The sequence below is a fragment of the Streptomyces sp. NK08204 genome (genome assembly GCF_020400585.1).
Lineage (GTDB): Bacteria > Actinomycetota > Actinomycetes > Streptomycetales > Streptomycetaceae > Streptomyces.
The window spans coordinates 74,521-100,088 of sequence record NZ_JAINVF010000026.1; the positions used below are offsets into that span (position 1 = coordinate 74,521).

Here is a 25,568-nt window from a genome sequence, read left to right on the forward strand (position 1 = left end):
GTGGACCTGGACACTGTCGCCGACGAGCTGTACTCCCTGGCCCCGGGAGAATTCACCGCCGCCCGCGATGAGCGGGCCAGAGCCGCCCGCGCTGCCGGGGACCGGGAGCTGGCCGAGGAGATCCGCCGGCTGCGCCGCCCGACCCTGGCGGCGTGGGCGAGCAACCTCCTGGTGCGCGAGCAGCCGGATGAGGTCGGTCGGCTGTTGCAGCTGGGTGCGGAGCTGCGACAGGCGCACCAGGATCTGGACGGCGGGCAGTTGCGCAAGCTCTCGGCGCAGCAGCGGCAGATCACCTCGGCTCTGGCCCGCCAGGTCGGCGAGCTGACGGCCCGGGCCGGGCAGCGCATCAGCGACGATGTCCGACAGGAGGTCCAGGAGACCCTGCACGCGGTGCTGGCCGACCCCCAGGCGGCCGAGCAGTGGGCCGGCGGGCGTCTGACACAACCGCTGAGCGCCCCGGTCGGTTTCCCCACCCCCTCCCGGCAACCCACACCTGCCCCCGCTGTCCGCCGCGCATCCCGGCCCGCCGGCGAGGTCGCCGACCTGGATGCCGCGCGTTCCCGGCGTCGGGAGCAGCAAGAACGCCTGGAGCAGGCCCGGCAGCAGGCGGCACAAGCCGCCCAGGAGCTCCATGAACGTGAGGGCGAGCTGGCCGCGGCCGAGGAGGACGAGAGCCGGGCGGAGCAAGCACAGCAGCAGGCCGAGAGGCACCTCACCGACCTGTCCCGGCAACTGCAGGAGGCCGAACGCGACCAGCAGCGGGCCCGGGAGGCCTCCCGCAGGGCCCACGACCGCACTCGCGCTGCCGGCCGGGCCGTGCGCGACGCCCGGCAGCGGTCCAAGGATGCCGCCGCACGCGCCCGCAAGCTCGCCGAACAGACGCAGCGCCGCGGCAGGGGCGGATGAGCGATGACGCGAAAGCCATGGAGCGGCGTTCGTCGGGTTCGGCGATCACGTGTTCGCCGCGCCGGAGTCCGGCCGCACGTTCGTACCCCGGCTGTCCCTCCCCGGTGCCTCGCACCACGGGCATCCCCCCACGGGCCCTCCGCGGCCGGACGACCGTTCCGCCACCAAGCAGAGCGGCAGTGTCGTCGTTCGAACCGCGCCCCACAAGATCTGGAGATCGGCCCGTGGGTACGACACCTGCTCACCCACGGCTCGTGGCCGACGGCCGGACGCTGTTCGTCGACGGTGGCCGCACCCCCGCTGACCTGCCCTCCTGGTCATTCCTCCCACCACGGCTTCGTCCCTTCCACGGCGACGAAATCGTGGAAGTCCATGTTGCCGATCTCCAGGTTGCACGCCATCGATCCGACCTCGCGGCACGGAAGGACGGTGGCCCGCCCCGGGGTGTCGTACAGGTCGACGACGGTCAGACATCGGCCGGGGTCGGCAAAGGTCCTGGCGTCGGCGAGCGCGACCAGCGTGGGGTGCTCCTCGAGCGGGACCAGCGCAGGGACCTGGCCCGGCTGCACGTCCTCGAAGGCCCGGTCGTCGACGACCAGCGCAGTCAAGGGGTAGTGGTCCTCGTCGATCTCGTCCGGGTCCAGTTCGGCGCCGACCCAGCCGTCCTGGTCTGCCCCGCCCAGCTCTTCGAGCAGGGCGCGCCATCCTCCCTCGTCGTCGAAGCAGGTGCGCACCAGCAGGGCCGCGGTGGTGGAGGGCAGCGCGGGGAAGGACCGGCGCGGCGGCGTTGTCGGCGTGGTGAAGGCCGGCCGGCCGCCGTCCCCCTGGTACATGCCGTACCTGTCCATGTCCCGTACCAGGTCGTCGAAGGCGAGGGTGCTGCCCAGCAGGGCGGCCAGGACCTCTCCGAGCCGGGCCGACGGTACCCGGACGCCGCGCCCGGGGACCGCGGCCAGGTCCACCAGCAGCGGTCCGTCCCCGCCGTATGCCACGGGGATGTCCGCCAGGGCGAGGACCGGCGGCAGGTGGCCGCCGTCCGGGACGAGCGCCGGTACGCCACCGCCGTGCAGGTAGTCCCATCCGTGGTCTTCGACCAGGCGGAGCCGCACCTCGCCGCCCCCGCCCCCGAGGACGAGCACGTCGCCCTCCCGGCGGCCCCCGGTCTCGTCGAGCAGCCCGCCCCACAGGGCTCTGCCCTTCTCGTAGCACGCGCAGACCAGCAGCACTTCACCCGGCGCAGGCTGGGGAAGCCCGGGCAAGGTCATGGTGGTTCTCCTTCGACGGACCGGTGAGAAGACCGGGGCGCCGGCTGTCGCCTGCATGGCCGCCGGGGCCCTTCATACGAGGATGTGGAGTGGCCGTCTCGCCGACCGGCCGCGGAAGAAGGACTGCGTGGCCCTGTCCCCGCGCGGCCCGTCGGTTGCCGGCCCGCCGACTACGGCGTGGGGCCGAGGTCGCCTTCGAGGACGGTCTGGATGATCGGCGGCCGGTCCCACAGGGACAGCAGCTCGTTGGCGAGGGCCACGATCGGCAGGGTGTCCTGGTTGCCGTGCACCGTGATGGCGGCGGCCGACAGGCTGCGCGGGACGGCTCCCGCGTCGAGGAGGACACGCCATTCCTGCGGACCGAGTTCCAGGAACTCCAGTCCCTGGAGGCCGGCGACCTCCAGGGGATCGGCGAGGGTGCCGGGGTAGGCGGTCAGGGTCCGCAGGCGGGGCAGTGCGGTGACCGCAGCGAGGCTGAGGGGCTCGGCCTCCCATACGCCGATGGACAGGACCTCAAGACCGGGGTGCGCGGCGGCCTCGATGCTGGGCAGGCTCCGGATGTTGACGTGCGCCACCGCCGGTGGCTGGTCCGTGCCGGCGCGGCCGTCCCCCTTGCTGTGCCGGTCCAGCACCAGGTCGGTCAGCGAGTCGGCGACCAGGTCGGCGCCGACGTTCTCCTCGTGGCTGAGGATGATGATCTGGCCTGTGTGTCCGCGGGGGCCGGGCGTCAGGTCGACCGCCAGCCGGTCGCCACCGCCGTTGTCCCCGAAGACGATCCAGCCGGGTGAACCGACCAGGCCCTGCACCGCGGCGTCGGGTGGGGTGACGACCGCTTCCTTCGCCGCGAACCTCCACAGGCAGGGCCGGGACGACGCGTCGGCGATGTAGAGGTCGTCCAATGTGAAGAGTTCGCAGCCGACTGCCATGCATTCACGTGCCGCTGCCTCATGGTCGTCGGCCCAGTCCTCCCAGCGGGACCGTGTCACCCGGTAGAGCACTTTCAGTTCCTCGGGCAGCGTGACGCCGAGGCGGGCTTCCGCGGCCGTGATGTCCGCTTCGGTCGCGCCGACGGCGTGGGGCAACCGCTCGCGGAGCGTCCGCTCCAGCAGTTCCGTATCCGCCGAAGGGGCCGGCACTGCCCCGGGTACCGGCTCGGGAAGACAGCGCCAGGGCTGGGGAACGGCGCCCTCGACCAGTATGAGTGCGCCCGGATGCGGGGTGCCGATGCCGGGCTCCACGGCGGGACTTGGCCCGAGCAGGCGCAGTGAGGTCTTCCCGGTGGGCGTGAACTTCGCGGTGAACGCGATGTCGTCGACGCCGGCGTCCGCGAGCGCCTTCTGTACCCGCTTCACCGCTTCGAACTCGTCCCGCATGTCCTCGGCCTGGGCGGCACCACCGTGCGGCGGCATCCGTCTCTGCACGGGCACACTCCAGCTGTGCCGACCGATGCGTCCCGCCACGCGGGCGCGGGGTGCGGCCTGCGCGTGGGCGCCGTCGTCCCGCAGCAGCCGCAGTACGGGCTCCCAGGTCGCGAAGTCGTTTATTGAGGACGGACAAGGGTTCCGATCAACCATGCGCAGACCCTATGCGCGGCCACTGACAATGGAAGGCCGCCAGGTCCCGAGCACCGTGCGCAGGCACACCACTCAGTGAGGGCCGGCCGAACCTGCCCGGGCCGGTCACGGGCGCTCAGACGGGGGCGGGCGAACCCGCGGACCGTGCGCCCGCCATGCACACTGCGCACGCGACCGGCAGCCCGGCCGCCTTCCTGGCGGCTCCTCACCGCCCTGTTCCTCCAAAGGGCCGTCGGCCGTGGCCACGGGGGCCGTGAGAGGCCGGCGTGCACGGCCATCCCGGAGACAGTCCCACCCGGGGTCCACCCGCACACACCACACTGAGGTGCCTTACCGGTACGGCCCCTCGCTGATCACGCCATCAGCCCTGGATGACGAACGCTCACAGTTCGGGGGTCAGCCGATGAGCGAGCGGAACTGCTCGACCGTACGGCGCCGCATGGTGAGGAAAGCGAGCCAGGAGCCATCCGCGTAATGCAGCCGGAAGCGGGCCATCAGCTGCGTGCGGGGCCGGCGCTCGACCCGTGTCACCCAGGCCCGCGGCACCTCCCACACCGGGGTGCCGTCCAGGGGCTTGACCAGTCCGACCCGCTGGTCGGTCACGCGCAGCAGCAGCGCGCCGGAAGTGCGTGGCATCCCGGCGGCGATGCTGCCGGCTCCGCCGGACTGCGCACCGACGGTGTTGACCAACTGGTTCGCCAGGGCGCCGCCGATGTTCACGCCGACGCCCTTGGCGCTCTTGGCGGGGACGACGCTGCCGTACCCCAAGAGCTGTTCCCCGGGGGCCAAGTGACTGAGAGCGGAACGCTCACGCAGGACGGACATGCCCATGATCATAGGCAACCCCGTGGGAGCAATGCGGCGCCGGCTGCCACATGCCCGTCCGTCCGGCGCCGGACAACCGAAACGCCCGTACTTGTCCGGCGAGACGTATGATCCATAACGATCTTGACTCAGCCCTTGTGCGTCATGTGATCCGTTTTAGCCTCCGGGCATGGGATTTCTTTCAAACCGCCGCAGACGGGCCCGTATCGCCCCTGAACTCGACGACCAGGAGCTGGGCAGGCTACTGAAGTCCCTGCTGGCGACCACCCGGAGCGGAACCATCGCCACCACCGATCTGTGTATGGCGCAGATGTCCAGGCTCATGGGTCAGGACGCGGGCGACTGGGACCGTCGGACCCACCGGATCGGCGTTCTTGCGGATTTCCTCGCCGGATCACACCTGCCGAGGTCCTGGGTCGCACGCGAGCCCCGGAATGCGACCGCACTGGTGCTGCATGCCTGGAGCCAGGTGGCGCAGGCCCGCGCCCAGGAACATCCGGGGGACGCGGGTGACGCCGTGCAGAGCTGTCTGCGCGCGGCCGAACTGGCGCCGGAGGACCCCGTCCCCTGGGTGGCCCTGCTCGGGGCGGCGCGCTGGGAGCGCTGGAAACAGCCCCAGGTCTTCGGGGTGTGGAACGAGGTGCTCGCGCGTGACCGCTGGAACCGCGAGGCCTATATCAACATGCTGGCCTATCTCTCTCCGGAAGAATCAGGCTCCCGGCTGCAGGTCCTGGAGTTCGTGGACACTCTGACCGCTCGCATGCCCGCCAACGCACCTTGCGTGGCGACCGAGCTCACCGCCCAGGTCGTCCAGTACCACGCCATCCTCGGCCGGGGTGGATACGAGGCACTGGTGGCACGGAACCACTGGTCCCAGCAGATGGCCTCCCAGGCGCTCGACCGTGTGGTGCACACCTGGACGCAGCCCGGATTCCTTCGTCACGCCAAGACTCTTGCCGACCTGAACCTCCTCGCCTACGCCCTGATGGCCGGCGACCGGCGTGGTGAGGCCCGTGCGGTGTTCGAGGCGATCGGCGGCATCGTGACGGCCTGGCCCTGGCAGATCGGCGGCGACCCTCTCGTCGAGTTCGAAAAAGCCCAGAGCCGAGCCGCCACCGGCGTGTGAGCGGGTGGCGGGGCTCCGTACGTGCGTGACCGTCGGCGGGCAGCGGGCAGCGGGCAGCAAACAGCGGACCCGGACGAGGATGACCGGCGGCGTCCTGCACGTCGCCTGCGAGAAACCGGCACCGGCGGTCTGCGTGCTCCGGCTTCACCCGGCCGTGTAGTGGCTCGGCCGACCGCCTCCGGGGGCCTGTCGGCGCGTCGCTCGCAGCAGCACCAGCCGTTCCGGATACAGGACGGGTGCCTGGATCCCCGCCTCCGACAGCACGGAACCGGGCAGTTCGACACCCTCGGGGGTCCACCACGGCAGACGCAGCCCCCTGTGGTGAGCGATGCCGTCGGGAACGTCGCCCGGAGCCTGCGGACGCAATCGGTAGACCGCCTGCGGGTCCAGTCCGGGCAGCCGGACCCGGCCGGCGGGACAGAGCTCGGAGGTGCCGGTGGCGACCACGGCGTAGACGGCGTCGGACCTGTCCTCGGCGACCACCCCGTGCACCTGGTAGGCCGGGTCGGGGTGGTCTGCGTGCACGGCCGTTCCCGAGTGCAGCAGCGGGCGCAGTTCCTTGTACAGGGCCACCCACTCGGCCAGCCGGTCCAGCTCGGCCGGTTCGGCGGAGGTCAGGTCCCACTCGATGCCGAAGTGACCGAACAGCGCCGTGCCGGCGCGGAAATCGAGCGGATGGGTCCGGCCGGTGGTGTGCGAGACCGGGGATCCGACGTGCGTTCCCATCAGCTCCAGCGGGATCAGGGCGTTGGTCCAGCGCTGGATCTGCTGCCGCTCCAGGGCGTCGATGCAGTCCGACACCCACACGCGGTCGGTGCGCTCGAGGATGCCCAGGTCCACCCGGCCGCCGCCCGACGAGCAGGACTCGATCTCGACGCCGGGGTGCAGGGTGCGCAGTTCCTCCAGCAGACGGTAGACGGCCATCGTCTGGGCGTGTACTCCCGCACGCCCGCCGGGCTGGTGTCCGGCCTCCACCAAGTCCCGGTTGTGGTCCCACTTCAGGTAGGCGACGGGGTAGGCGGTCAGGAGTTCGTGAAGGCGCTGAAGAATGTAGGCATAGGCCTCGGGCCGGGCCAGGTCGAGGACCTGCTGGTTGCGCGCGGCGCGGGGAAGCCGGTCGCCGGTGGCCATGATCCAGTCGGGATGAGCCCGGGCGAGCTCGGAGTCCTCGTTGATCATCTCCGGTTCCACCCAGATTCCGAACTGCATTCCGAGGGCGGTGACATGGTCCGTCAGGGGTCCGAGGCCATCGGGCCACACCTCGTCGGACACGTACCAGTCACCGAGCCCTCGGCTGTCGTCGCGGCGGGAACCGAACCATCCGTCGTCCAGCACGAACCTCTCTGCCCCCACCGCCGCCGCGGCGTCCGCGAGCCGCTTGAGCCGGTCCAGGTTCTGGTCGAAGTAGACCGCCTCCCACGTGTTGACGACCACGGGTCGCGGAGACGTGGGATGGTGCGCACGCGCCCGCAGATGTCGGTGGAATCGTTCGGACACCGTGTCCAGGCCACGGCCGTACGCACCGTACTGCCAGGGCGTGGAATACCTCTCGTCCTGTTCGAGCGACACCTCGCCCGAAAGGAGCAGTTCCCCGGAGCCCAGCAGGGAGACGGAGTGGAAGGTGCGTTCCGCGAACGTGCGGTGGTTGCCCGACCAGGCGGTGTGCACGGCCCACACCTCGCCGCTGCGGTTGCCGAAGCCCTGAGTACCGGCGGCCAGCAGGTACGCCGCGTCGAACCCGGTGCGACCGGTGCGGTTCTCGCGTACGCGGAGACCTTGGGTGAAGGCGGTGCGTTGCGGGCTGCGTTCGCGCAGATGGTGACCGGTGAAGTCGAGCAGTTCCACGGCGACGGGCGGCACCGGCAGGGTCAGGTTGACCGTGTCCACGGTGAAGGTGGTGCTGCCGCGGTTGATCACGGTGGCGCGCTGACGCACCAGCCCCTCGGCGGTCAGCTGGACCGTCAGCTCCAGCTCCAGGCCGGCCGCCGTGTCCCGGGCGCGCACGATCACGCTGCCGTGGCGTTCCCCCGTTCCGCCGTCGGCGGTCTCCCACTCGCTGCTCGTCACACGGAAAGCGGAGGAAAAGCTCGCGCCGCCGCGGTTGCCCACCAGCCCGGGGGTGCCCAGCCAGCCGGCTGACTGTTCCGGCAGCACGGAAACCTCGACAGGCCCGTCGACCGAGAACCCGATCGGCTGTGGCTGCGCGGCCAGCTTCAGCGCCTGCAGATCACCGTCGGACAGCGCACCGAGATCGGCGCCCCAGTGCACGATCCGCGGAAGCGTGCCGCCTGAGATGTCGAGGACGAGGGCGGTGCCTGCGGCACGCAGGAGGACCGCACCATCAGGGAGGGGGAGCGAATGACCTGTCACATGGAGTCTTCCTAGACGAGAGGGGCGCGCCGAACAAGGAGGAACGCGTCGTTGACTTACTCAATTCAGCGACGTAAGGCGTTACGGAGGGGCAGGAACAGGGCCGGGACAGGACAGGCGCCCCACTCTGGTCGGCTCGCGGTGCTCGTCGGCACGTGGGAGGACCATCCCGGCACGCCGGTCGTGCGCACCGACGGTCGGCGGCCCGGTGCGCGTGGGGACGGGGGCCGCGAAAGGCGGGCTCGGACTGCTCTGGAGCCGCTCTATCCGTGCACCCAGATCCGCAGCGGACCGACGGGCTCGAAGCCGTGGCGCACGGCGGTCTGCAGGCCGGGACCGTGCTCGTAGCCGACCACCGGCAAGCTCGGGAACATATGGTGTACCGCTTCCAGTACGACCGGCCGGGCCGCGTCAGGGCCGTCGTCCGATGCGAAGATGTTGGAGATTCCGACCACCTGGTCGCCGCGGCTAGCCACCGCTCCGGCGACCACCCGGCCGCTCGGGGACCGTCCGGCGAGCACGAAGATGGCCCGGTCGTCGAGCAGTTCGGGTCGGAAGAGGTCCGCGTTGCCGTCCCCGTCGCCCCAGGCCAGCGCCCAGGCGCGCAGTGTGTCCGGCGCGTCGGCCACGTCCCACGCGAGATCGGATGCGATGGCCGGTGCACTCGCCGGGCGATGAATCCACTGCGCCTCGAACAGGAGCTGGAAGCCGGCCGCGGTCAGGTCGAGGTCGGCGAAACTGTCCTTTACGGAGGCGCCCGGCGCGGTGGTGTCGATATGCGCCGCCAGCACGGCCGGGTCGACACCTGGCACAAGCGTCACCGCGTCGGGGTAGTACCGCGGCGTGCGGGCCGGGGCCGGCCAAGCCTCCGGACCGAACTCGCTCACCAGGCCGTGCGATCGGTTCATCGCTGCGCACCACTCGGCGTTGTTACGGGCGGCGGCCCGGACCATGAACTGCTTCGGCGTGGTCACGAGCGGATCACGGCCCCTTCCGGGCCGGATGGCGAACGCTTTTCCGGTACTGGCAGGAGGGCCGTCGCGCTCGAAGGCCCGGTCGGCTCCACGGCCGCCGCCCGCCGCTTGTGCCGAGGCGTCGCCGAAGGCCGCCGCATCCTCTGCGCAGACATCGGCGAGGAGGCTGCGGAAACATCCGACGTGCCGTCGGCGGCGCGGCCGGCCCGGCCGACGGGCAGGAGCGGCGAGAGTGCTCGCGCGAGGGATCGCCTCCCGGCTCCGATGGTCACGACGTGTCGGTGCCTCTGGCCTTCCGGTGGAGACACCGATCACGGCCTCCTCCCCAGGTCCCGAGCATCATGGCGCGACGACCCCGGCGTACAGGCGGAGATCCTCTTGTCGCATGGGAGGCGCGCGGGTCTGCTGGTGTCGGCCTGCCCTGTCTGCATGGCCGGTTGCATGCTCGGCGAGCGGGAGGAGGCCGCGTCACGGCGGCCCTGTGTGTGGAGGAGAGCGTCCGCGGGCCGACGGGCGCGTGCCTGTGCGGCACCGGCGCCCGACACTCGGCAGGAAGTCGAGCAGTCCAGCGAGTCCCTTTGCAGCCCGGGCCCCTCCTTCGGGAGCACCCCGAGTCCAAGCAGGTCCGAGCCGCCGCATACCGGGACCGGAGCCGAGGGATGAGCCTATGCGAGCGCTCCGCCTACGCTGCGCGGCGTGTCGGCGCCCACAACCCGACGCGCTCGCGGCGCGGCATCCCCTTCGAAGCCGTTGACATCCTTGCTCCCAAGGAATAGGACAAACCTCGTAAAGGCATGGAAATAGGTCACGCGGATTCGGGTGACCCCTTGGCGGCTGTTGCCGGGACTCCTTCATTGATGCGCCGCGAGAAGGAGGTGAACACATGAGCGATACCGAACAGACGCCCCAGGAACCCGAGGAGACTTCGACCGAGGGCCAGGAGTCGGCTGCTGAAGCAGCGGAGACTGCGGAAGGTTCGGAGGCGGAAGCCCCTGCGACGGGTGAGGCTGTGGAGCCCGAGGAGACCTTGACCGAGGGCGAGGAGACCGGAGCCGAAGCGGAACCAGAGGAAGCGGAGGAAGCGGAGACCGAGGGTGAGGGGTCGGCTGCTGAGGCGGCGGAGACTGCGGAAGGTTCGGAGGCGGAAGCCCCTGCGACGGGTGAGGCTGCGGAGCCCGAGGAGACCTTGACCGAGGGCGAAGAGACCGGAGCCGAAGCGGAACCAGAGCAAGGAGCCGAAGCGGAACCAGAGGAACCAGAGGAAGCGGAGGAAGCGGAGGAAGCGGAGACCGAGGGCGAAGGATCGTCCGAAGGCGAGTAATGCTGGCCCCTGGCACGGTGATCACCGCCAGGTGATCACCCGAAGGCGCCCCAGCGTACGGATCGACGTCGCCCCCACCTTTCCGGTGGGGGCGGCATATGTCTGATTCCGTCGGGCCTGGGCGTCCCCCTACTCCCGTCTGCTGCTTCCGTATGCCGCTTGCGGCATCCGCCTGCTCTGCTGAGTGCGATGAACGTTCTTCGCGCTGCCGAGCGGGGTGCATCGCCGCCCAGGCGAACAGCATCCAGGTACCGGCCGGCGGGCCCGGCAGCACGGCTCGGCGTCCCTCGCGGCAAGCCGGTCGCGTCGCGGCGTCCCTCACCGTTCGGCGGGTGGCGGCGGCCAGGGCTGGCGGGCCAGGTGGCGTTGCAGGTCCAAGTGCCGGAACTGGTAGAGCCCGCCGACCTGTCGGAGCACGCCGCGCTGCTCGTGCGCGTCCCGCAGGAACGCCATCAGATCCCAGGGAACGCCGTGCCGTGCCGCCAGGTGAACAGTCGTCGCCCGGAAGAACACCCATGCCGCCGATTCGGCGAGCCCCGCCGCCAGCCCGAAGGCCAGCCCGAACGCGAGTCCGCCCGCCAGGCCGACCTTCAGTCCCACCATGACCCCCACGACGATCCCGACGACCGCCCCGGAGACGAACCCGATGGTGAGGAAGGTCCGGCGGTCCTGGGTGAGCAGGGCGGACGGGCCGATGACCGTCGTCACGTCGGGCCGCTCGCCCTTCAGCGCGCCCGCGAGGCCGCCGGCCAGGCCGAAGGCGACACCGGGCAGAGGGCCCCCCACGAGCCCCGCGACGAGCCCGACCAGCAGCCCGAAGGCGATGCGCCGTCTGAGGGTGTCGGAGGACCAGCGCAGTCCCGTCCGGGGGGCGCGCGGGACGATGCCCCGGTATTCCAGGCCCAGGACCAGCCCGCCTGCGAAACCGAACGCGAGCCCGGCCGTGCGCCCGCCCGCGAGCCCGACCGCGCATCCGGCCGCGAGCCCGACAGGCAGCCCGAGGACCAGCCTGCGCGTCAGGGCCGCGGGCGCCCAGCGCGCCCGTGGACTGGGCGGCCCCGGGTACAGGCTCTTCGTTGCCAGCCCGACCGCGAGGCCGGACGCGAGCCCTACCGCGGGCCCGATCGCGAATCCCACCGCCACCCCCGACAGCAGGCCGAACACCAGCCCTACCGTGATGCGCGTCGTGCGCGGCGCCAGGGCGTGGTGAAGCTCCCACCAGGCCAGGTCCGGGCTGCCGTCGCGGTTGTGCTCCAGATGCCGGGCCAGCAGCGCGAGCGTCCGGTAGGCCTGGCCGGCCGGCCAGCGCGGCGGGTCGGGGTGATGCGGGGTGTAGGCGGCGGGGATGAACGCGTTGAACAGGTGGGCGTCCAGATCGACACGGGTGGGGTAGGCAGAGGTGTCGCACAGCGTGTCCGGGTGCGGGGCGACTGCTGAGCCGCCCCGGCGCAGGGTGCCCGGCCGCGGGTTGTGGATGGTGCGGGCCAGGAACAGACCGAGGGGTGTGCTGAGCGACTGCCCGACGGGCGCGTCGGTGCCCAGGCGGGAGATCACGGCGTCCCATCGGGCGGCGGCGGGCGTGTGCTCACCGCCCGCGTCGCGGCGCAGATAGGCGGCCGCAGCCTCGGCGGTGAGCGGCAGCAGGTGGATGCCCGCCGCTCCGTTGAGCCGCACGAAGCTGTCGGGACGGGTGAGGGCGTCCCGGTAGGGCGCGGCACGGCTGGCCAGGATCACCGGCCGGCCCGCGGACAGGCCCAGGTTGAGGCGGTCGAGGGCCGTCTCGTGCAGGACGGGCGGCAGTTCGTCGAGGCCGTCGAGGATCAGCAGGACACGCCGGGCGTCCAGCAGCGCCCGGGCCAGGTCGGACCCGTGAGCGCGGCCTCTGCGTCCGTTTCCGTGTCCGTTTGCGGCCATGTTCGCCGGGGCTGGGGCCCGCAGCCCGGGGTAGGCGCGGCGCAACTCCTCGGTCAGCCAGTCGTCCAGCGACTGGTGGGCCGGGTTCCAGGACGCGAGCGAGAACAGGACCGGCACCGGGCCGCCGGGCGCGCGCTGCTGGACCAGTTCCTGGAGCAGGCGGACCAGCAGCATCGTCTTGCCGGAGCCGGGTTCTCCCAGCACCACCAGGCGCCGGGTCGGCACCCGCCGCGTGAACACCTCCCCGATGTCCGCGTCCGCACCCGCCAGGTCCGCGGCCGCCTCCGGCCACCCGGCCGGATCGGAGGGCGGCCCACCCGGCCACCCTCGGGCCAACTCGGTCAGCCGCGACCATGACTCCACCAGGTCCGGATCGGCCGGACGCCACGCGACGGGCAGTGGGTACGGGTCGTTGATGCGCCGGATCGCGCTCTCGGCGTCCCACTGTTTGCCGACGGCCTGGGCCAGTTGGTCGGCAGCTGTGTCCAGGGCCCGGGCCAGGGCGCCGGGGTCGGCACGGTCCTGCTGGAACGCCTTCCACGCCAGGTAGGCGGGCGCGAGAGTCGGCAGCAGGGCGGCCGTCGTCGCGGCCGTGCCCAATGCGAAGTACCGGGCCAGCGCCAGCGCCCCGGCAGCGCCCAACACCAGAAGGGCCACGTACCACATGCCCACGCGCTTCGGCCCCTGGCCGAACCCTCCCCATCCCACGGGGCCATCCTGTCGGTTCCCCGCCGCGGACGGGGCCGGTTTACGGCATCAGCGCCTCATGGACGAGGCCGGGCGCACCATCGAACCCGCCGGGACGCGCCCGGCCACCCCGGCGGCCTCACCGCGCACCGGCTTGACCCGCAGCACCCGGGCCACGGCCGTCGGCGCTTTGCACGGTGTTCGCCTGACTCCACCGACTCGTCCAGCTCGGGCCGACGCAACGGCCAGTCGCGTTCGTGGGTATGACGGCCCGGCGGCTCGGCATCCAGCCATGGCCTCGGCTCGGCCTCCCAGCCACAGCCCCGGCTCGTTCATCCCTTGGGCTGCGAGACGGCCGCCGCCATGTGGGCACCCTGATCGTCGACGGACCACCGCCTTCCGCAGGCTCTCGGGCAGCGTCGCCGACCGTCCGGCCACTTCGGCCCGGCCCTGCTCGCCGGCGGCACCCGCTTGCTGACGGCCATACTTGCCGATGCGGCTGCCCGGCGCCCTCGTCGTCAACCACCTCACCCGCACCCGGCGCACGCCCGGACGAGTGGCATCATGCCCGCATGACTCTGCGCTGCGCTGTGCTGGACGACTACCAGGGCGTCGCTCTCACTCTGGCGGACTGGAGCCCCCTCGCCGACCGGGTCGAGGTGCGCACGGTCCGGGAACACATCACCGACCGGGACAAGCTCGCCGCCGTGCTCGCCGACTGCGAGATCGTCGTGGCCATGCGGGAGCGCACACCCTTCGACGCGGATCTCCTGCGCAGCCTGCCCCGGTTGCGTCTGCTGGTCACCACCGGCATGCGCAACGCGTCCATCGACCTCTCGGCTGCCGTGGCCCAAGGGGTGACGGTCTGCGGCACGGCGAGCAGCCCCACGCCGCCCGTCGAACTGACCTGGGCCCTCCTCCTCGGTCTGGCCCGGCACGTCACCGCCGAGAACCGGGCCCTGCGCGAGGGCGGCCCCTGGCAGTCAGCGGTCGGCCAGGACCTGCACGGCCGGACCTTGGGTCTGCTCGGACTGGGCAAGATCGGCACCCGGGTCGCCGGCATCGCCACCGCCTTCGGTATGGAGGTCCTTGCCTGGAGCCAGAACCTCACCGTCCGGCGGGCAGCCGACGCCGGAGCCCAACTCGCTGGCAGCAAGGAGGACTTGCTCAGTCGCAGCGATTTCGTGTCCATCCACCTCGTCCTGTCCGACCGCACCCGCGGCCTGCTCGGCGAGCGGGAACTGCGCACCATGCGCCCGCACGCCTACCTGGTCAACACCTCCCGCGCCGCCATCGTCGACCGGGACGCCCTCCTGCGGGCCCTGCGGGAGGGATGGATCGCCGGCGCCGGTCTCGATGTCTTCGACACCGAGCCGCTCCCCGCCGACGACCCCCTGCGCTCCCTGCCGAACGTGCTGGCCACCCCGCACCTCGGTTACGTCACCGAGCGCAACTACCGCACCTTCTACACGGAGGCGGTGGAGGACATCACCGCCTTCCTCTCCGGGACCCCCGTGCGGCTTCTGACGGGCGGCTGACCACATCCCGGCGTGCGAAGCGAGGCCCCGCCCGGCCGGCCGGCCGACATGGCGCTCGCCCTCCGCCCCCGCCGGGAACATCGGCGAGGGCGAGGGCGAGACAGGCCGGGCCGGAACGATGCCCGTCACGGACGCCGTCCCTGACGGGCAGTCGCATGTGCGGGCTGTCAGGGCATGGCTGTCAGATACATCCCCGAGGCTCCGGTCCCCGGCGTGTTGTGGCAGGTGTGCTGGCTGCCCGGCGTTGCCGTGTAAGCCAGGGTGAGGCAGCGACCCTGGGCGAGTTGGCCGTAGTAGTTGGGGTGCATGGACTCCTGGACGGGGCCCTGGGTCTCGTTGCTGTCGATCCAGCGGGCCCATTCGCTGCTGGTTGCGGACGGCGGCTGGGTCGAGGTGACCAGGCTGCTCGCCTTGGCGCACACCTCGCGGCCCTGGAGCATGTCGCTCAGGTCGAGGAACTCGACGCCCTTGTCGGTGGCGACCTGACGCAACCGGCTCGCGATCTGCGGGACCAGGGAGTCGCGGGCCCAGTCGGAGTCCTTGTTCCAGAACGGGCAGCCACCGGTGCTGACACGGGACCAGCCGCTCTGGCTGTAGCGGTTCTCGGTGCCGCGCGGGATGGGGGAGGGGTAGGACTGGAGAATGATCCGGTACGAACCGGAGCCGTATCCGGCCGCGCTCATCACCGTGCGGATCTCGTCGATGCTCTTGCCCACATCGGCCATCACGGCGTCGATCTTGGAGTCCACGACGGTCTGCTGGTCGTCGTAGCAATACGAATACCAGAGGATGTAGTCCTCCGCGCACTTCTGGATGATGGCGCCGAAGCCGAGGTCGTTGCCGCCGATGGACAGAGTGACGGCCTTGACGTCGTACGACCCGGCGACGCTGGCGAGTCGGTCGGCCTGTGGCGTCTCGCCCTTGTACGGCTGGCCGCCTGCGACGGAGCGGAAGACGTTGGCCGTCGTCGCGCCGGAACAGGCGAGGTTGACGACGGCTTGGACTCCGGTGCCGGTGGCGCTGTTGACCTCGGCGGAGTCGGAGCGGTCACAGCCGTTCACGGCCGTGTCGCCGTACACGAGTGTCGGGTCGTACGTGGTGCCGGTCCAGGCGCGGTCGGTCCCGTTGCGGCTGCCGCTGTTGTCGAGGCTGTTGCCGCGCCAACGGCCGGCCTCGCCGGATATGTAGCTGTCGCCCATCGAGACGATGGCGGTGGGCCCGTTTCCAGGGCTCGCGGAGGCGGGCGGGGCGGCGGCCAGCCCCACGCCGAGCAGGGACGCGACGGTCACGGCGGTGAGGACCTGTCTGCGGCAACGGGCGCGGGAACGCGCATGGACACGGGCCAGGGGGAGCAAGGATCCGGACACGGCGAACTCCGTCTTTCGGCCACGCCAGGGTGATCTCCAGACAGGTGGGGATGTCCCCTGGACGGGATGGCGCACGAGTGAGGGTTGGGCCGCCGGCCGGTGGCAGGCAGGAATCTGGCATGCCGGCCCTTGTTACCGCTAGGTAGGGGACTGCTGTTTTTCGGCCATGTGACCAACTTGTTTTCCGCGACGAAGCGGAGCGTAAGTGCGGCAGGGAAGGCCGCATGAACTGGTCCGGCCGTCCTGTCCACGGTGGAGCGGGTGGCGGGATCTGGTCCTTCGAGTGACCATGAGGCGTCGCTGGACGGTTGACGGTGGTGACCCTCGATTCCCCGGCTCCCACTCTGCTGTTGCACCTGCCGCGCCCGGTCCCCGTGCACGCCTGCCCGACCACCCAGCCCGACCACCCAGCCCGGGCGCCGGACTGGGCGGCCGGGCAGGGGCTGGGCACGGGTGAGGGGCGGGTCGTGTCCCGGCGGCTCCGGCTCGGAGGACCGGGTGTGCGACGAGGTCGCCTCCCTGGCAGACCGGGCGCGCCTGTCCGGTCCGGTTCTGTCGCGCACTTGCCCCGAGGCACAGGTTGCGGTTGCACCAGGACGGTTCGCACGGCTGCTGACGGCACCTACGAGATACGGTTCCACCTGCTCGACCAACACGGGGCCGCCTGCCCGGACTCCCCCCAGGCTGTCTCACGCAGCCCGGGCCCCTGCGCTGGACAGATAGTGGTGCGCCGGCACCCGCCACTCCGGCGTACAACTCGCCGTCCGGCGCGAGCAACACGCCCGCATCCGCAGCGACAAGCGCATCCGCCGGGCCGGGCGCCCTTCGCAGCGGCAGCCTGATCAACCCGGCGGTTCCCGCTCACGGCATCAGATGAGCTGGGGTGCCACCTCGGCTGCGATCCACTCCATGGCTTCCTCGACATGCTCGGCCGCGACAGGCAGCCACAGGGTGCAAGCGGTGAGTCCTGCCTCGGTGAGCCGCCCGAGGTCGTCGGCGACGCTTCCCGCGGTGGGCGCAGCGCCGCCGAGGGGCCGTCCCGGTGGCGGGACCACCGCGGGGACACCCGGCGGAGTCAGGAACGCGGCCGAAGCGAGGACCAGGCGGTCAGCGTTCTCGGTGCCGGCGAGGTCACTCAGACGGCGCCGGATGGCGGTGACCTCCGCAGCGTCGGCGCCGGTGCCGTACCAGCCGTCGCCGAACCGCAGCACACGGCGCAGGGCGGCGTCGCTGTGACCGCCGATCCACACGGGCGGACCGCCGGCGGTAACCGGAGGCACTCCCAGGTACGCCTGGCGCAGTGTCGTGAACGGCCCTTCGAAATCTGCTGGTTGCCGGGCCCACAGGGCTTTGGCGGCGGCGAGGTGGTCGTCGGTGCGTGCACCGCGTTCACGGACGGGGACGCCGACGGCAGCGAACTCGTCAGGGTTCCAGCCGGTGCCTATGCCCAGGATCAGACGGCCGCCGGACACGACGTCCAAGGTGGCCGCCTGGTTGGCGAGCACCAGCGCCGGGTAGTACGGCGCAACGAGTACGGACGTCAGGAGCCGCAGGCGCGTCGTCGTGCCCGCTACGGCCGACAGCAGAACAAACGGGTCCGTGTCCAGGCCGAAGCCGCTGTCCAGGAGGCGGTTGCCGACCGCAACATGATCGAAGCCCAAAGCTTCGGCATGGCGTGCAGCGCGGAGCACACTGGCGCCGCCGTCGAGTGGCCAGCGCGGTTGCAGGGAGATGCCGAGGCGCAGGGGCATGAGCTTTGCCTTTCGGTGGCTATCCGTTGGCGTCACGACGATCACCGATCACGGATCACGGATCACCGATCATCGTGTCGCCGAACCCAACTTCCGCACCGCCTCGTTTCATCCCGGCCGGAAGCGGGCCATGACGTGGGTCATCGCCCAGTGGACGCGGGAGGGAGAGGAGGCCGGGCGGTGCTCCTTCTGATCATTTCAGAACGACATGCGGAGCCGTCGAAGGCAGATGATGCTGCAGGCGAGTTCGAGTAGTCCCTGGTGGAGGTCGGCTCGTTGCTCGTAGCGGACACGGAGTCGTTTGAACTGACGGAGCCAGGCGGAGGTCCGCTCGACGACCCAGCGGGTGCGGCCGAGGCCGGAGCCGTGGGCAACGCCACGTCGGGCGATCAGGGGTCTGATGCCGCGTTTCCATAGCAGGGGGCGGTACTTGTCGTAGTCGTAGCCCCGGTCGGCGAAGAGCTGTTTGGGGCGGTTGCGGGGACGTCCGCGCACCCCTCGGATGCGGGGTATCGCGTCCAGCAGGGGGATCAACTGTGTGATGTCATGCCGGTTTCCGCCGGTCAGGGAGACGGCCAGAGGCGTGCCGTGACGGTCGACGATCACACGGTGCTTGGAGCCGGGGCGGCCGCGGTCAACGGGTGGTGGGCCGACGTGAGCCCCCTTGGAGGGCCCTGATGCGGGAGCCGTCGATGGCCGCATCGTCCATGTCCAGCAGGCCGGTTGCCCGTAGCTCGGCCAGGAGTGCCTCATGAAGGCGAGGCCAGACGCCAGCCTCGGTCCAGTCCCGCAGCCGACGCCAGGCGGTCACCCCGAGCAGCCGACGACCTGGGCTGGGACGTCGCACCAGGCCACTGCCTTGCGCAGCACGTACACGATGCCCGCCAGCGCAACCCGGCCCGGCACCGGCAGCCGTCCGGGATGACGGTGACGTCGGGGCGGCCGCTCTGGCGGCCGTGGAGCCATTCGCTCCCACAGGTCGTCGGAGACAAGATCGACAGACACCATAGGCGCCGGTGCGGTATCAGGATTCCGTAGGTCTGCTAGACCCTCCACCGCTTCGGCTGCGAACGAATCCCATTTCCTGCGGGTTGCGTACGACGGTCTCGACGTCGATGCCCAGGCCGACGCGATGAGCGACGACCTGGTTCTTGAAGCCCTGGTCGACCAGCGTCTTCTCGACAGTGCCGCAGGCGTTCTCGGCGATCTGGTCCAGCAGGGCGACGCCCGAGGCGTTGTCGTGGGCGTTCGCGGCCAGCAGCCACGCACTCCTGCTCGCCTGACACAGGAACCACCAGCATAGGAACCACCAGCATCGAGACCAGCCCTCCCATCCCCAACCATCGCGGCACGGACTGGGTATCCCCGACATCGAGGGCCCGCGGGACGGGGGGTCAGCCGATCGTCAGCTGCCACTTGATCTCTCCGTCGTGCCATTGATCGGTGGGGGTGAGTCCGGCGGTGGTGGCGACGGCGGCGGATGCTTTGTGGTCGGGACGGATGTGGGCGAGGACCGTCCGCACGCCTTGCTTCCCGAGCCAGGCCACCAGCCCTTGGGCTGCTTCGGCGGCGATGCCACGCCGCTGCCAGGGGGTCCCTACCACCCAAGCGACCTCCGCTGTTCTTCCGTGGTCCTTGGCGGTGACCGTCGCCTGGACAGTGCCGGTCAGGCAGGCCGCGTCGCGGAGGTGTATCACCCAGTTGCACCACGAGACAGCGGGATCGGGAGAGCCTGCGGTCAGGCGCTCGTAGCGGGTGAGCAGAGCCTGCGCGGTGGCCGGAACGCCTCCGATGAAGGTGTGCAGGTCCGGGTCTGACAGCACCGCGGCCATCTCCTCGGCGTGTTCGATCGACAGGGGGAGGAGAGTCAGCCGCTCGGTGCGGATGGTCTCGGCAACGACGTTGGTCATGCTCACTCAGGTTCAGGGTGTCCGCTGTGTGCCGGGTTCGAAGCGGGGTGCAGCACCGCAGTCATATCGGCAATGCCGGGACGCACGGCGTGGCGCTCACAAGTGATGGTTTCGCGGACCCGCTTCGCCCGACGGTGAGCAGGGTCTGCGCGGTGGCCGATGGCCGTCCGGACGTAGCGGCACAGCGGGCACGTCCGGTTCCTCGCTGACGTCGACGACGTGGTCCATCCGTTTCGCCCAGCCCGGCCCCGAGGGCCGGCTGTCTGGTCGATCAGGAGTCCTCGGCTGCGGTGCACCAGCGGGTACGGGCGTCCCTGCGTCAGCACGACGTCTTCCGTATTCGCCGGCCGGCCGGTTCGGGGCCGTCGCCGGGCCGTCGCCGAGCAGGCCGGAGTGCTTGTCCTTCCCGCGCGCCTGGGTACGCGGGAAGGACAGCGCAGACGCACTACTTGCTGATGGCGAAACGCATCAGGGCGTGCTCGTCACCTTGCTTGATCTTCCCGGTCGCGTTGATCACTTCCAGCTTCCAGGTGTCGCCGACGCGCACGGCCTTCGCCACGGCGCAGCCGTTGTCCTGGGTCAGCAGGCTGGGCCAGATGTCGGCGACCTGCTCGGAGCTTCCGCCGGTCGCGTCGTACACCTTGAAGCTGATGTTCCGTGCCTTCTGGAAGGAACTGCCCTTCTTGAAGGCGGCGGCGACGAACACGATCGAGGTGATGTTGCGCGGTATGCGCGCGAACTCGACCGTCACCGTCTCGTCGTCTCCATGGCCGCGGCCGGTCTGGTTGTCCCCGCTGTGCACCAAGGCGCCGTTGCCCATGGGGTCCAGAGAGTCCAGACCGGCCAGGCGCACCGGGTCCGCACCTTGCATGGCGATGGCGATCAGGTCCAGGTCGGTTCCTGCCTTGCGGCGGAGCATGCCCATGACTCCGCCGCTGGCGCCCCCGGTGGGGTCCCAGGACACGCCGATCGACAGGTGGGTCACTCCGTCCAGATCCGCCGGGCCGTCTTCCTTGGTGAGCGTGATCATGTGTGGTTCATCCTCATGGTGATAGGGACTGCAACAAGGAGAGTGTGCCGGGAACCTGTGCTGTTCGAACGAGGGGGCACGGTATGGAAGGCGACGAACTGTCGGTCAGAGCAGGGTCCGGGGCGAAGCGCCGTGCCCTGATGCCGCCTGCCGGGTGAGACGGAAGTCGCGTGAGCGGGCCGTCCGCGGTGACCGACCCGCCGCCTGACCGGACCGTCAGCGCACGAAAGAACTGAGCACCGCGGCCTGACAGTCGACCGACCGCATCAGGCCTGCAGTACGCAGGCCTGATGGGCATTGCCATGAGGGCGAGGACGCCATCGACGCCGTACACGTTCCTCAGCAGATCAGCCTGGAGGCAGCGCGCGACTCCCGGCGCGTCGCCGAAGGGCCGGAGGCGGGGCTGTCTGCAAGGTCGTGACCGCGGTCATCGCCCGGCGTCGGTCAAGAACCGCTGCACTGAAACGGCCCCTGCCTTCACCCGCAGGCCGCCCGGAACCCCGGCCGTTCCGGCTGCCGGACGGCACGGCCGGCGACTCGCCTGCCGGCCTCCGGCTCCGCCCGGCCAGGCGTCGGCGAGCCGATGACGCGCGGTGACCGGGAGCCAACGGATCACGCTCAGCCCCCAGCGGCGAGACCGGCTGCCTGCTGTCTGCGTTCAATGAACCGTGCAATGCGCTGCTGGAGCTCGGCCCGGCGTTCCGGCCACTCTGCCGCAGTGATCGAGTGGATGGCGGAGTCGCGGAGCTGACCCTCCTCACCCGGCACCCAGGATCGCGACCAGTTGCGGAGCACACCCTCGAACCGCGCGCCCACCGACTCGATCGCGGCCCGCGAACGGCTGTTGCGCGCATCCGTTACCAGGTCAACACGTGCCACCCCCCAGTTCTCGAACGCATGCCGGAACAGCAGGTACTTGGCCTCGGTGTTCAGCCCGGTGCCTTGAGCGGTCGCCGCGAGCCATGTGAATCCGACCTCGACCGCACAGAGACCGTCCCCGGTCGGCCACGGTCGCGGATCCCAGAAGGCCGTGGCCCCGACCGCCCGGCCGGACGCGAGGTCGACCTGCGCGTAAGGCGCCAACCTCCCCTCAGCGACACGAGCGAGCTGGACATCGATATAACCGTCGACCTCGGCCGCCGTAGGCACCCAGGTGAACCGGTACGAACTTCGGTCCTCCTCAGCAGCCACAGCCAGATCCGCAGCGTGGCGGCGGCTCAACGGCTCCAGACGTACCAGCGCGCCCTCCAGGACCGGACCCTCGAACACCACGCCCATCGACGCCCATCTCCCAAGTCATCTCAGTAACCACCATGTGCAGCGGTAGCGTTCCAGAGACATCGGGTCGTGTCGTCCGAATTCCGCACGGAGGACCAGCAGCATCCTTGACAGGTGACGTCGGAGTGCCGCCCGCGGCACCGTGCGGGGGAGGGCCGCGAGCAAGCACGGCAGGGGCGTGGCGAGCGCCGCGGACCCGACCGCCCGTCAGGGCGCGGGCAGCAGCCCGGTGAGTCACGCCGGCATACGCAGACCGGCACTGCGCTGCCGGTGAAACGCCGCAGTGTTCGCCCGCAGGTTTTACCGTCCTGTGGTTGTCACCTTCGCGGGCCCGTCAGATTCTTGGTCACCATGCCGTAAGGCATGTGGTTCTGCTGGTCACGGGGGGTGCATGGGTCCCTCCGCGCTGAGCGGGGAATGTTCATGCACCTCGAGTTCCGGCACCTGCGCCTCCTGCTCACCGTCGCCGAGGCCGGCAGCATCCGCAAGGCTGCCGCACGGCTGCAGCTCTCTCAGCCGGCCACGAGCGCTCAGCTGAAGCGGATAGAACAGGAGCTGGGCGGCCCGCTGTTCATCCGCAGCGTCGACGGGGTGAAGCCGAACGAGAACGGACAGTACGTCCTGCGCTGCGCCCGTGACCTCGTCGCCGGCTTCGACCGGCTGCGCGAGCACGCACGATCGGCGGCCGAGGCGGACCGACAGGCCGCCGCCCCGCTGAGAGCGGGCGGAACCGCCGGCCTCCTGGTGTCCCTGCTGGTCTCCGCTCTCTTCGAACTCGTCCCGGAACGCCGGCTCACCATAGATGCCCGGCGTTCCGTGCACACCCTGGTGAAACTGCTGAGCCTGTCGAAATGCGACATCGCCGTCTTCGGTGAGTTCCCGGGTTTCCCCCTCCCGGTCGGTGAGTCGGTGGCGACGCGCACACTGCTCCGCGAGCCGGTCTTCGTCCTGCTCGCCGAGGAACACCCGCTGGCGCGAAAGGAGATGGTGGGGCTCCAGGAGCTGGCGGGGGAGGACTGGGTCATGCCGGAGGCCGACGAGAGCGGTGTCCACGCCTACCTTCATCTCACCTGCCAGTCAGCGGGATTCACCCCGCGCATCGCCCATGTGACGCCGGACCTGTCCGTGGCGCAGATCCTGGTCGCCGGCCGGCGTGCGGTCTGCGGCGTATGGCCGACCGCGGACGTTTCCGCCCCGGGCACCGTGCAACGGCCGCTCGTGGACGTGCCGTTCCACCGGCGGCTGCTGCTGGCCTGGAACACGGAATCGGTGCCGCCCGAACTCGCCGACGCGGCGTACGAGCGTCTGCTGGCCGCCTATCTGCCGCAGGTGCGGCAGCGGCCGCAGTATCTGGCCTGGTGGGAGGACGGAGGTGAGGAGTTCGCCCTCGGTGAGGGCACATGACCGGCCGGCCCGCTGTTCCCCAGGCCCCCTATAGCACCGAAGTTATATCCCAGATGGAGTCACGTCAGGGACATGCCACTCGGTGGACACTTCGCGTCAACGTCCGAGGACGTTGTCACCCCACGACGAGCGAAGGAACACCGCGTCATGCCCCGTCCTCTTCTTGCCCTTTCGGCGATGGTCGCCGCCGGCGTCATCACCACGGGTGTGATGGCCCTCCCCGCGCACTCGCAGCCCCATGCAGTGCAGCGCGGAACCTCTGTGCGCGACACGGCGATAACCCAGGCCAAGGCGAACGTGACCCGGCACGCCGACACCTTCGGTTTCGGCACGGGCCAGACGCTCCACGTGAAGGACGTCGTGATCGACGCCGACGGCACCCAGCACGTCCGCTTCGAGCGGACCTACCGCGGCCTCCCCGTCGTCGGCGGCGACTTCGTCGTCCACCAGAAGGCCGACGGCTCGTTCAAGGGATCCTCCCGCGCCAAGGCCCACATGGTGGCGCTCAAGTCCGTCACTCCCGCCGTCAGCGCCAAGGGCACAGCGGCCAGCGCCATGAGGCGCTCGCACGGCTTGGTGCGCAACGCCAAGACCACCCCCGAGCTGATCGTGTGGGCCGCCGACGGCACCCCGCGCCTGGCCTGGCGTACGACCGTGCAGGGCCTGGGCGACAAGGGCCAGCCGCACGGCGAGGTCTTCGTCACCGACGCCACCACCGGCGCGGCGATCGAGAACTACGACGCCGAGCACGAGGCGACCGGCACCGGCCACTCCGAGTACACCGGTGACGTCAGCATCGACACCACCCAGCAGGCGGACGGCACCTATGCCCTGATCGACCCCGTGCGCGGTCACATCACCAAGGACGCGCACAACCTGTCGTCCTCGTCCCTGAAAAGCTCCTCCGGCACCCTGTTCACCGACGCCGACAACGTCTGGGGCGACGGCAAGAAGTTCTCCACCGACCGCGCCACCGCAGCCGTCGACGCGCACGCCAACACCGCGGAGACGTTCGACTACTACAAGGCGACCTTCGGCCGCAACGGCATCAAGAACGACGGCCGTGGCGCCACCGTCTTCGTCCACGTCGGCACCAACTGGGACAACGCCCAGTGGTCGGACGCCTGCTTCTGCATGATGACCGGCGACGGCAACGGCACCACCGACCCCGAGCAGGTCGACCTCGACACCATGGGCCACGAGATGACCCACGGCGTCACCTCGGCCACCGCCAACCTGCGCTACAGCGGCGAGTCCGGCGGCCTGAACGAAGCGACCAGCGACATCCTCGGCACCATGGTCGAGTGGTACGCCAACAACCCCATCGACACCCCCGACTACCTCTTCAGCGACCAGTCCACCCCGCCGTGGCTGCGCCGCTTCGACAAGCCGTCCCTGGACGGCCGCTCCGCCGACTGCTGGTCGAAGTCGGTGGGCCGCCTGGACGTGCACAACTCCTCGGGCGTCGGCAACCACTGGTTCTACCTCGCGAGCGAGGGCAGCGGCGCCAAGACCATCAACGGCGTCTCCTACAACAGCCCCACCTGTGATGGCTCCACCGTCACCGGCATCGGCAACCAGAAGGCCTCCGCCATCTGGTACCGCGCTCTGACCGTCTACATGACCTCCACCACGGACTACAAGGGCGCCCGCACCGCGACCCTGAACGCGGCGAAGGACCTGTACGGCGCCACCAGCCCCGAGTACGCCACCGTGGCCGCGGCCTGGAGCGCGGTCAACGTCCTCTGACGCACCCACGCGCCGACACACCTCCTTCATACGCAGGAGCGGGCCCGGGCGACGGCAAGTCCCACAGCCGTCGCCCGGGCCTCTGTCCAGTGGTGGGCGCGAGGTGGCCGGCGAATGTGCGGCATCGCGTGGGCGCCTCCCGCATATTCCGGATCAAGGGCTTTGTACCGGCATGGCGTACCTCACCCAGGAGACAGTTCATCATTCAACTAAAGGCGTGTAGTGTCCCTATTGCCTGATCCAAGGCACGCCATCGTGAACTGTTTGTCCAGGTCACGGGGTAAGCAAGGAGGAAAGATCATGGGGATTGGCATTGCGCGCCGCGCCGCCATGGCGGCCGCTTCCGTGGTGGTCGCAGCGAGCGGGCTCCTCGCCGCAGGGGGTACCGCCTCGGCGGCCAGCCTCCCGGCCGGCGACCGGGATGCCGTCGCCTCCCAGTCTGTGCGGCTCTCCGGGGCCCATGACGCGGGCTGGAACGACGACCGAGTGCGCCACGACGTCCATGGGCCCACTTCCTGGGCCCGTGACCACGAGGGGCGTCGGGACTGGGTCCTCGGGCAGATCGACTGGGCCCGTGAC

18 protein-coding genes and 3 pseudogenes are annotated in these 25,568 nt (G+C 70.5%); 7 read left to right on the forward strand and 14 right to left on the reverse strand.

Translation table 11 applies throughout. The features are described from left to right. The gene (locus K7G59_RS28845) at positions 1-906 is read left to right on the forward strand and encodes a hypothetical protein (RefSeq protein ID WP_225839325.1); all 906 of its coding nucleotides are present in this window, start codon (positions 1-3) and stop codon (positions 904-906) included. A 317-nt stretch (positions 907-1,223) separates the two neighbouring features. Here the strand turns inward: K7G59_RS28845 and K7G59_RS28850 are convergent, their stop codons facing one another. The 3 genes from K7G59_RS28850 to K7G59_RS28860 all read right to left on the reverse strand — a co-directional run bounded on the left by K7G59_RS28850 (position 1,224) and on the right by K7G59_RS28860 (position 4,570). Then, entirely contained in the window at positions 1,224-2,171 is a 948-nt protein-coding gene (locus K7G59_RS28850; RefSeq protein WP_225839327.1) for a hypothetical protein, read from the reverse strand. Positions 2,172-2,341: 170 nt separating this feature from the next. Then, on the reverse strand, positions 2,342-3,745 hold the full coding sequence (locus K7G59_RS28855; RefSeq protein WP_225839329.1) for an SMI1/KNR4 family protein: 1,404 nt from the start codon (positions 3,743-3,745) through the stop codon (positions 2,342-2,344). Positions 3,746-4,141: 396 nt separating this feature from the next. Next, positions 4,142-4,570: a hypothetical protein gene (locus tag K7G59_RS28860; protein ID WP_225839330.1), complete on the reverse strand. Its 429-nt coding sequence runs from the start codon at positions 4,568-4,570 to the stop codon at positions 4,142-4,144. Positions 4,571-4,739: 169 nt separating this feature from the next. On the opposite strand from K7G59_RS28860, the gene K7G59_RS28865 reads away from it, so the two are divergent. Further along, positions 4,740-5,696 (forward strand): hypothetical protein, encoded by a 957-nt coding sequence (locus K7G59_RS28865; protein ID WP_225839331.1) that lies wholly within the window; start codon positions 4,740-4,742, stop codon positions 5,694-5,696. A 144-nt stretch (positions 5,697-5,840) separates the two neighbouring features. On the opposite strand, the gene K7G59_RS28870 is transcribed toward K7G59_RS28865, so the two are convergent. Both K7G59_RS28870 and K7G59_RS28875 read right to left on the reverse strand, forming a co-directional pair. Further along, positions 5,841-8,066 carry an alpha-galactosidase gene (locus K7G59_RS28870; protein WP_225839332.1) on the reverse strand — a complete coding sequence of 742 codons (2,226 nt, stop codon included), beginning with the start codon at positions 8,064-8,066 and terminating at the stop codon, positions 5,841-5,843. A 263-nt stretch (positions 8,067-8,329) separates the two neighbouring features. Further along, the gene (locus tag K7G59_RS28875) at positions 8,330-9,040 is read right to left on the reverse strand and encodes a hypothetical protein (RefSeq protein WP_225839333.1); all 711 of its coding nucleotides are present in this window, start codon (positions 9,038-9,040) and stop codon (positions 8,330-8,332) included. Positions 9,041-9,923: 883 nt separating this feature from the next. On the opposite strand from K7G59_RS28875, the gene K7G59_RS28880 reads away from it, so the two are divergent. Next, positions 9,924-10,361 (forward strand): hypothetical protein, encoded by a 438-nt coding sequence (locus tag K7G59_RS28880; RefSeq protein WP_225839334.1) that lies wholly within the window; start codon positions 9,924-9,926, stop codon positions 10,359-10,361. 318 nt (positions 10,362-10,679) lie between these two features. Here K7G59_RS28880 and K7G59_RS28885 read toward each other — a convergent pair whose 3' ends face one another. Further along, on the reverse strand, positions 10,680-12,983 hold the full coding sequence (locus K7G59_RS28885; protein ID WP_225839335.1) for an NACHT domain-containing NTPase: 2,304 nt from the start codon (positions 12,981-12,983) through the stop codon (positions 10,680-10,682). Positions 12,984-13,534: 551 nt separating this feature from the next. Here K7G59_RS28885 and K7G59_RS28890 point away from each other — a divergent pair. Next, positions 13,535-14,500, forward strand: a complete 966-nt coding sequence (locus tag K7G59_RS28890; RefSeq protein WP_225839336.1) for a D-2-hydroxyacid dehydrogenase family protein — start codon at positions 13,535-13,537, stop codon at positions 14,498-14,500. A 167-nt stretch (positions 14,501-14,667) separates the two neighbouring features. Here the strand turns inward: K7G59_RS28890 and K7G59_RS28895 are convergent, their stop codons facing one another. The 8 genes and pseudogenes from K7G59_RS28895 to K7G59_RS28925 all read right to left on the reverse strand — a co-directional run bounded on the left by K7G59_RS28895 (position 14,668) and on the right by K7G59_RS28925 (position 21,836). Beyond that, complete coding sequence (locus K7G59_RS28895; protein ID WP_308295102.1) at positions 14,668-15,867, reverse strand: GDSL-type esterase/lipase family protein; 1,200 nt, start codon at positions 15,865-15,867, stop codon at positions 14,668-14,670. Between the two features lie 869 nt (positions 15,868-16,736). Further along, positions 16,737-17,618 (reverse strand): TIGR03619 family F420-dependent LLM class oxidoreductase, encoded by an 882-nt coding sequence (locus tag K7G59_RS28900; protein WP_225839337.1) that lies wholly within the window; start codon positions 17,616-17,618, stop codon positions 16,737-16,739. 198 nt (positions 17,619-17,816) lie between these two features. Then, positions 17,817-18,371: an IS5 family transposase gene (locus K7G59_RS28905; protein ID WP_374114298.1), complete on the reverse strand. Its 555-nt coding sequence runs from the start codon at positions 18,369-18,371 to the stop codon at positions 17,817-17,819. Positions 18,372-18,664: 293 nt separating this feature from the next. Beyond that, positions 18,665-18,879, reverse strand: a pseudogene (locus tag K7G59_RS35435) (IS5/IS1182 family transposase); the annotation flags it as partial. Between the two features lie 133 nt (positions 18,880-19,012). Further along, the gene (locus K7G59_RS28910) at positions 19,013-19,528 is read right to left on the reverse strand and encodes a GNAT family N-acetyltransferase (protein ID WP_225839339.1); all 516 of its coding nucleotides are present in this window, start codon (positions 19,526-19,528) and stop codon (positions 19,013-19,015) included. A 159-nt stretch (positions 19,529-19,687) separates the two neighbouring features. Next, positions 19,688-19,898, reverse strand: a pseudogene (locus tag K7G59_RS28915) (FAD-dependent oxidoreductase); the annotation flags it as partial. A 75-nt stretch (positions 19,899-19,973) separates the two neighbouring features. Continuing rightward, the gene (locus K7G59_RS28920) at positions 19,974-20,558 is read right to left on the reverse strand and encodes a TerD family protein (protein WP_225839342.1); all 585 of its coding nucleotides are present in this window, start codon (positions 20,556-20,558) and stop codon (positions 19,974-19,976) included. Between the two features lie 618 nt (positions 20,559-21,176). Then, positions 21,177-21,836: a GNAT family N-acetyltransferase gene (locus K7G59_RS28925; protein WP_225839343.1), complete on the reverse strand. Its 660-nt coding sequence runs from the start codon at positions 21,834-21,836 to the stop codon at positions 21,177-21,179. Between the two features lie 423 nt (positions 21,837-22,259). On the opposite strand from K7G59_RS28925, the gene K7G59_RS28930 reads away from it, so the two are divergent. The 3 genes and pseudogenes from K7G59_RS28930 to K7G59_RS28940 form a co-directional block, all read left to right on the forward strand. Continuing rightward, positions 22,260-23,240 (forward strand): LysR family transcriptional regulator, encoded by a 981-nt coding sequence (locus tag K7G59_RS28930; protein WP_225839346.1) that lies wholly within the window; start codon positions 22,260-22,262, stop codon positions 23,238-23,240. Positions 23,241-23,387: 147 nt separating this feature from the next. After that, the gene (locus K7G59_RS28935) at positions 23,388-24,989 is read left to right on the forward strand and encodes a M4 family metallopeptidase (protein ID WP_225839350.1); all 1,602 of its coding nucleotides are present in this window, start codon (positions 23,388-23,390) and stop codon (positions 24,987-24,989) included. Between the two features lie 300 nt (positions 24,990-25,289). Further along, a pseudogene (locus K7G59_RS28940) lies at positions 25,290-25,568 on the forward strand (hypothetical protein); the annotation flags it as partial.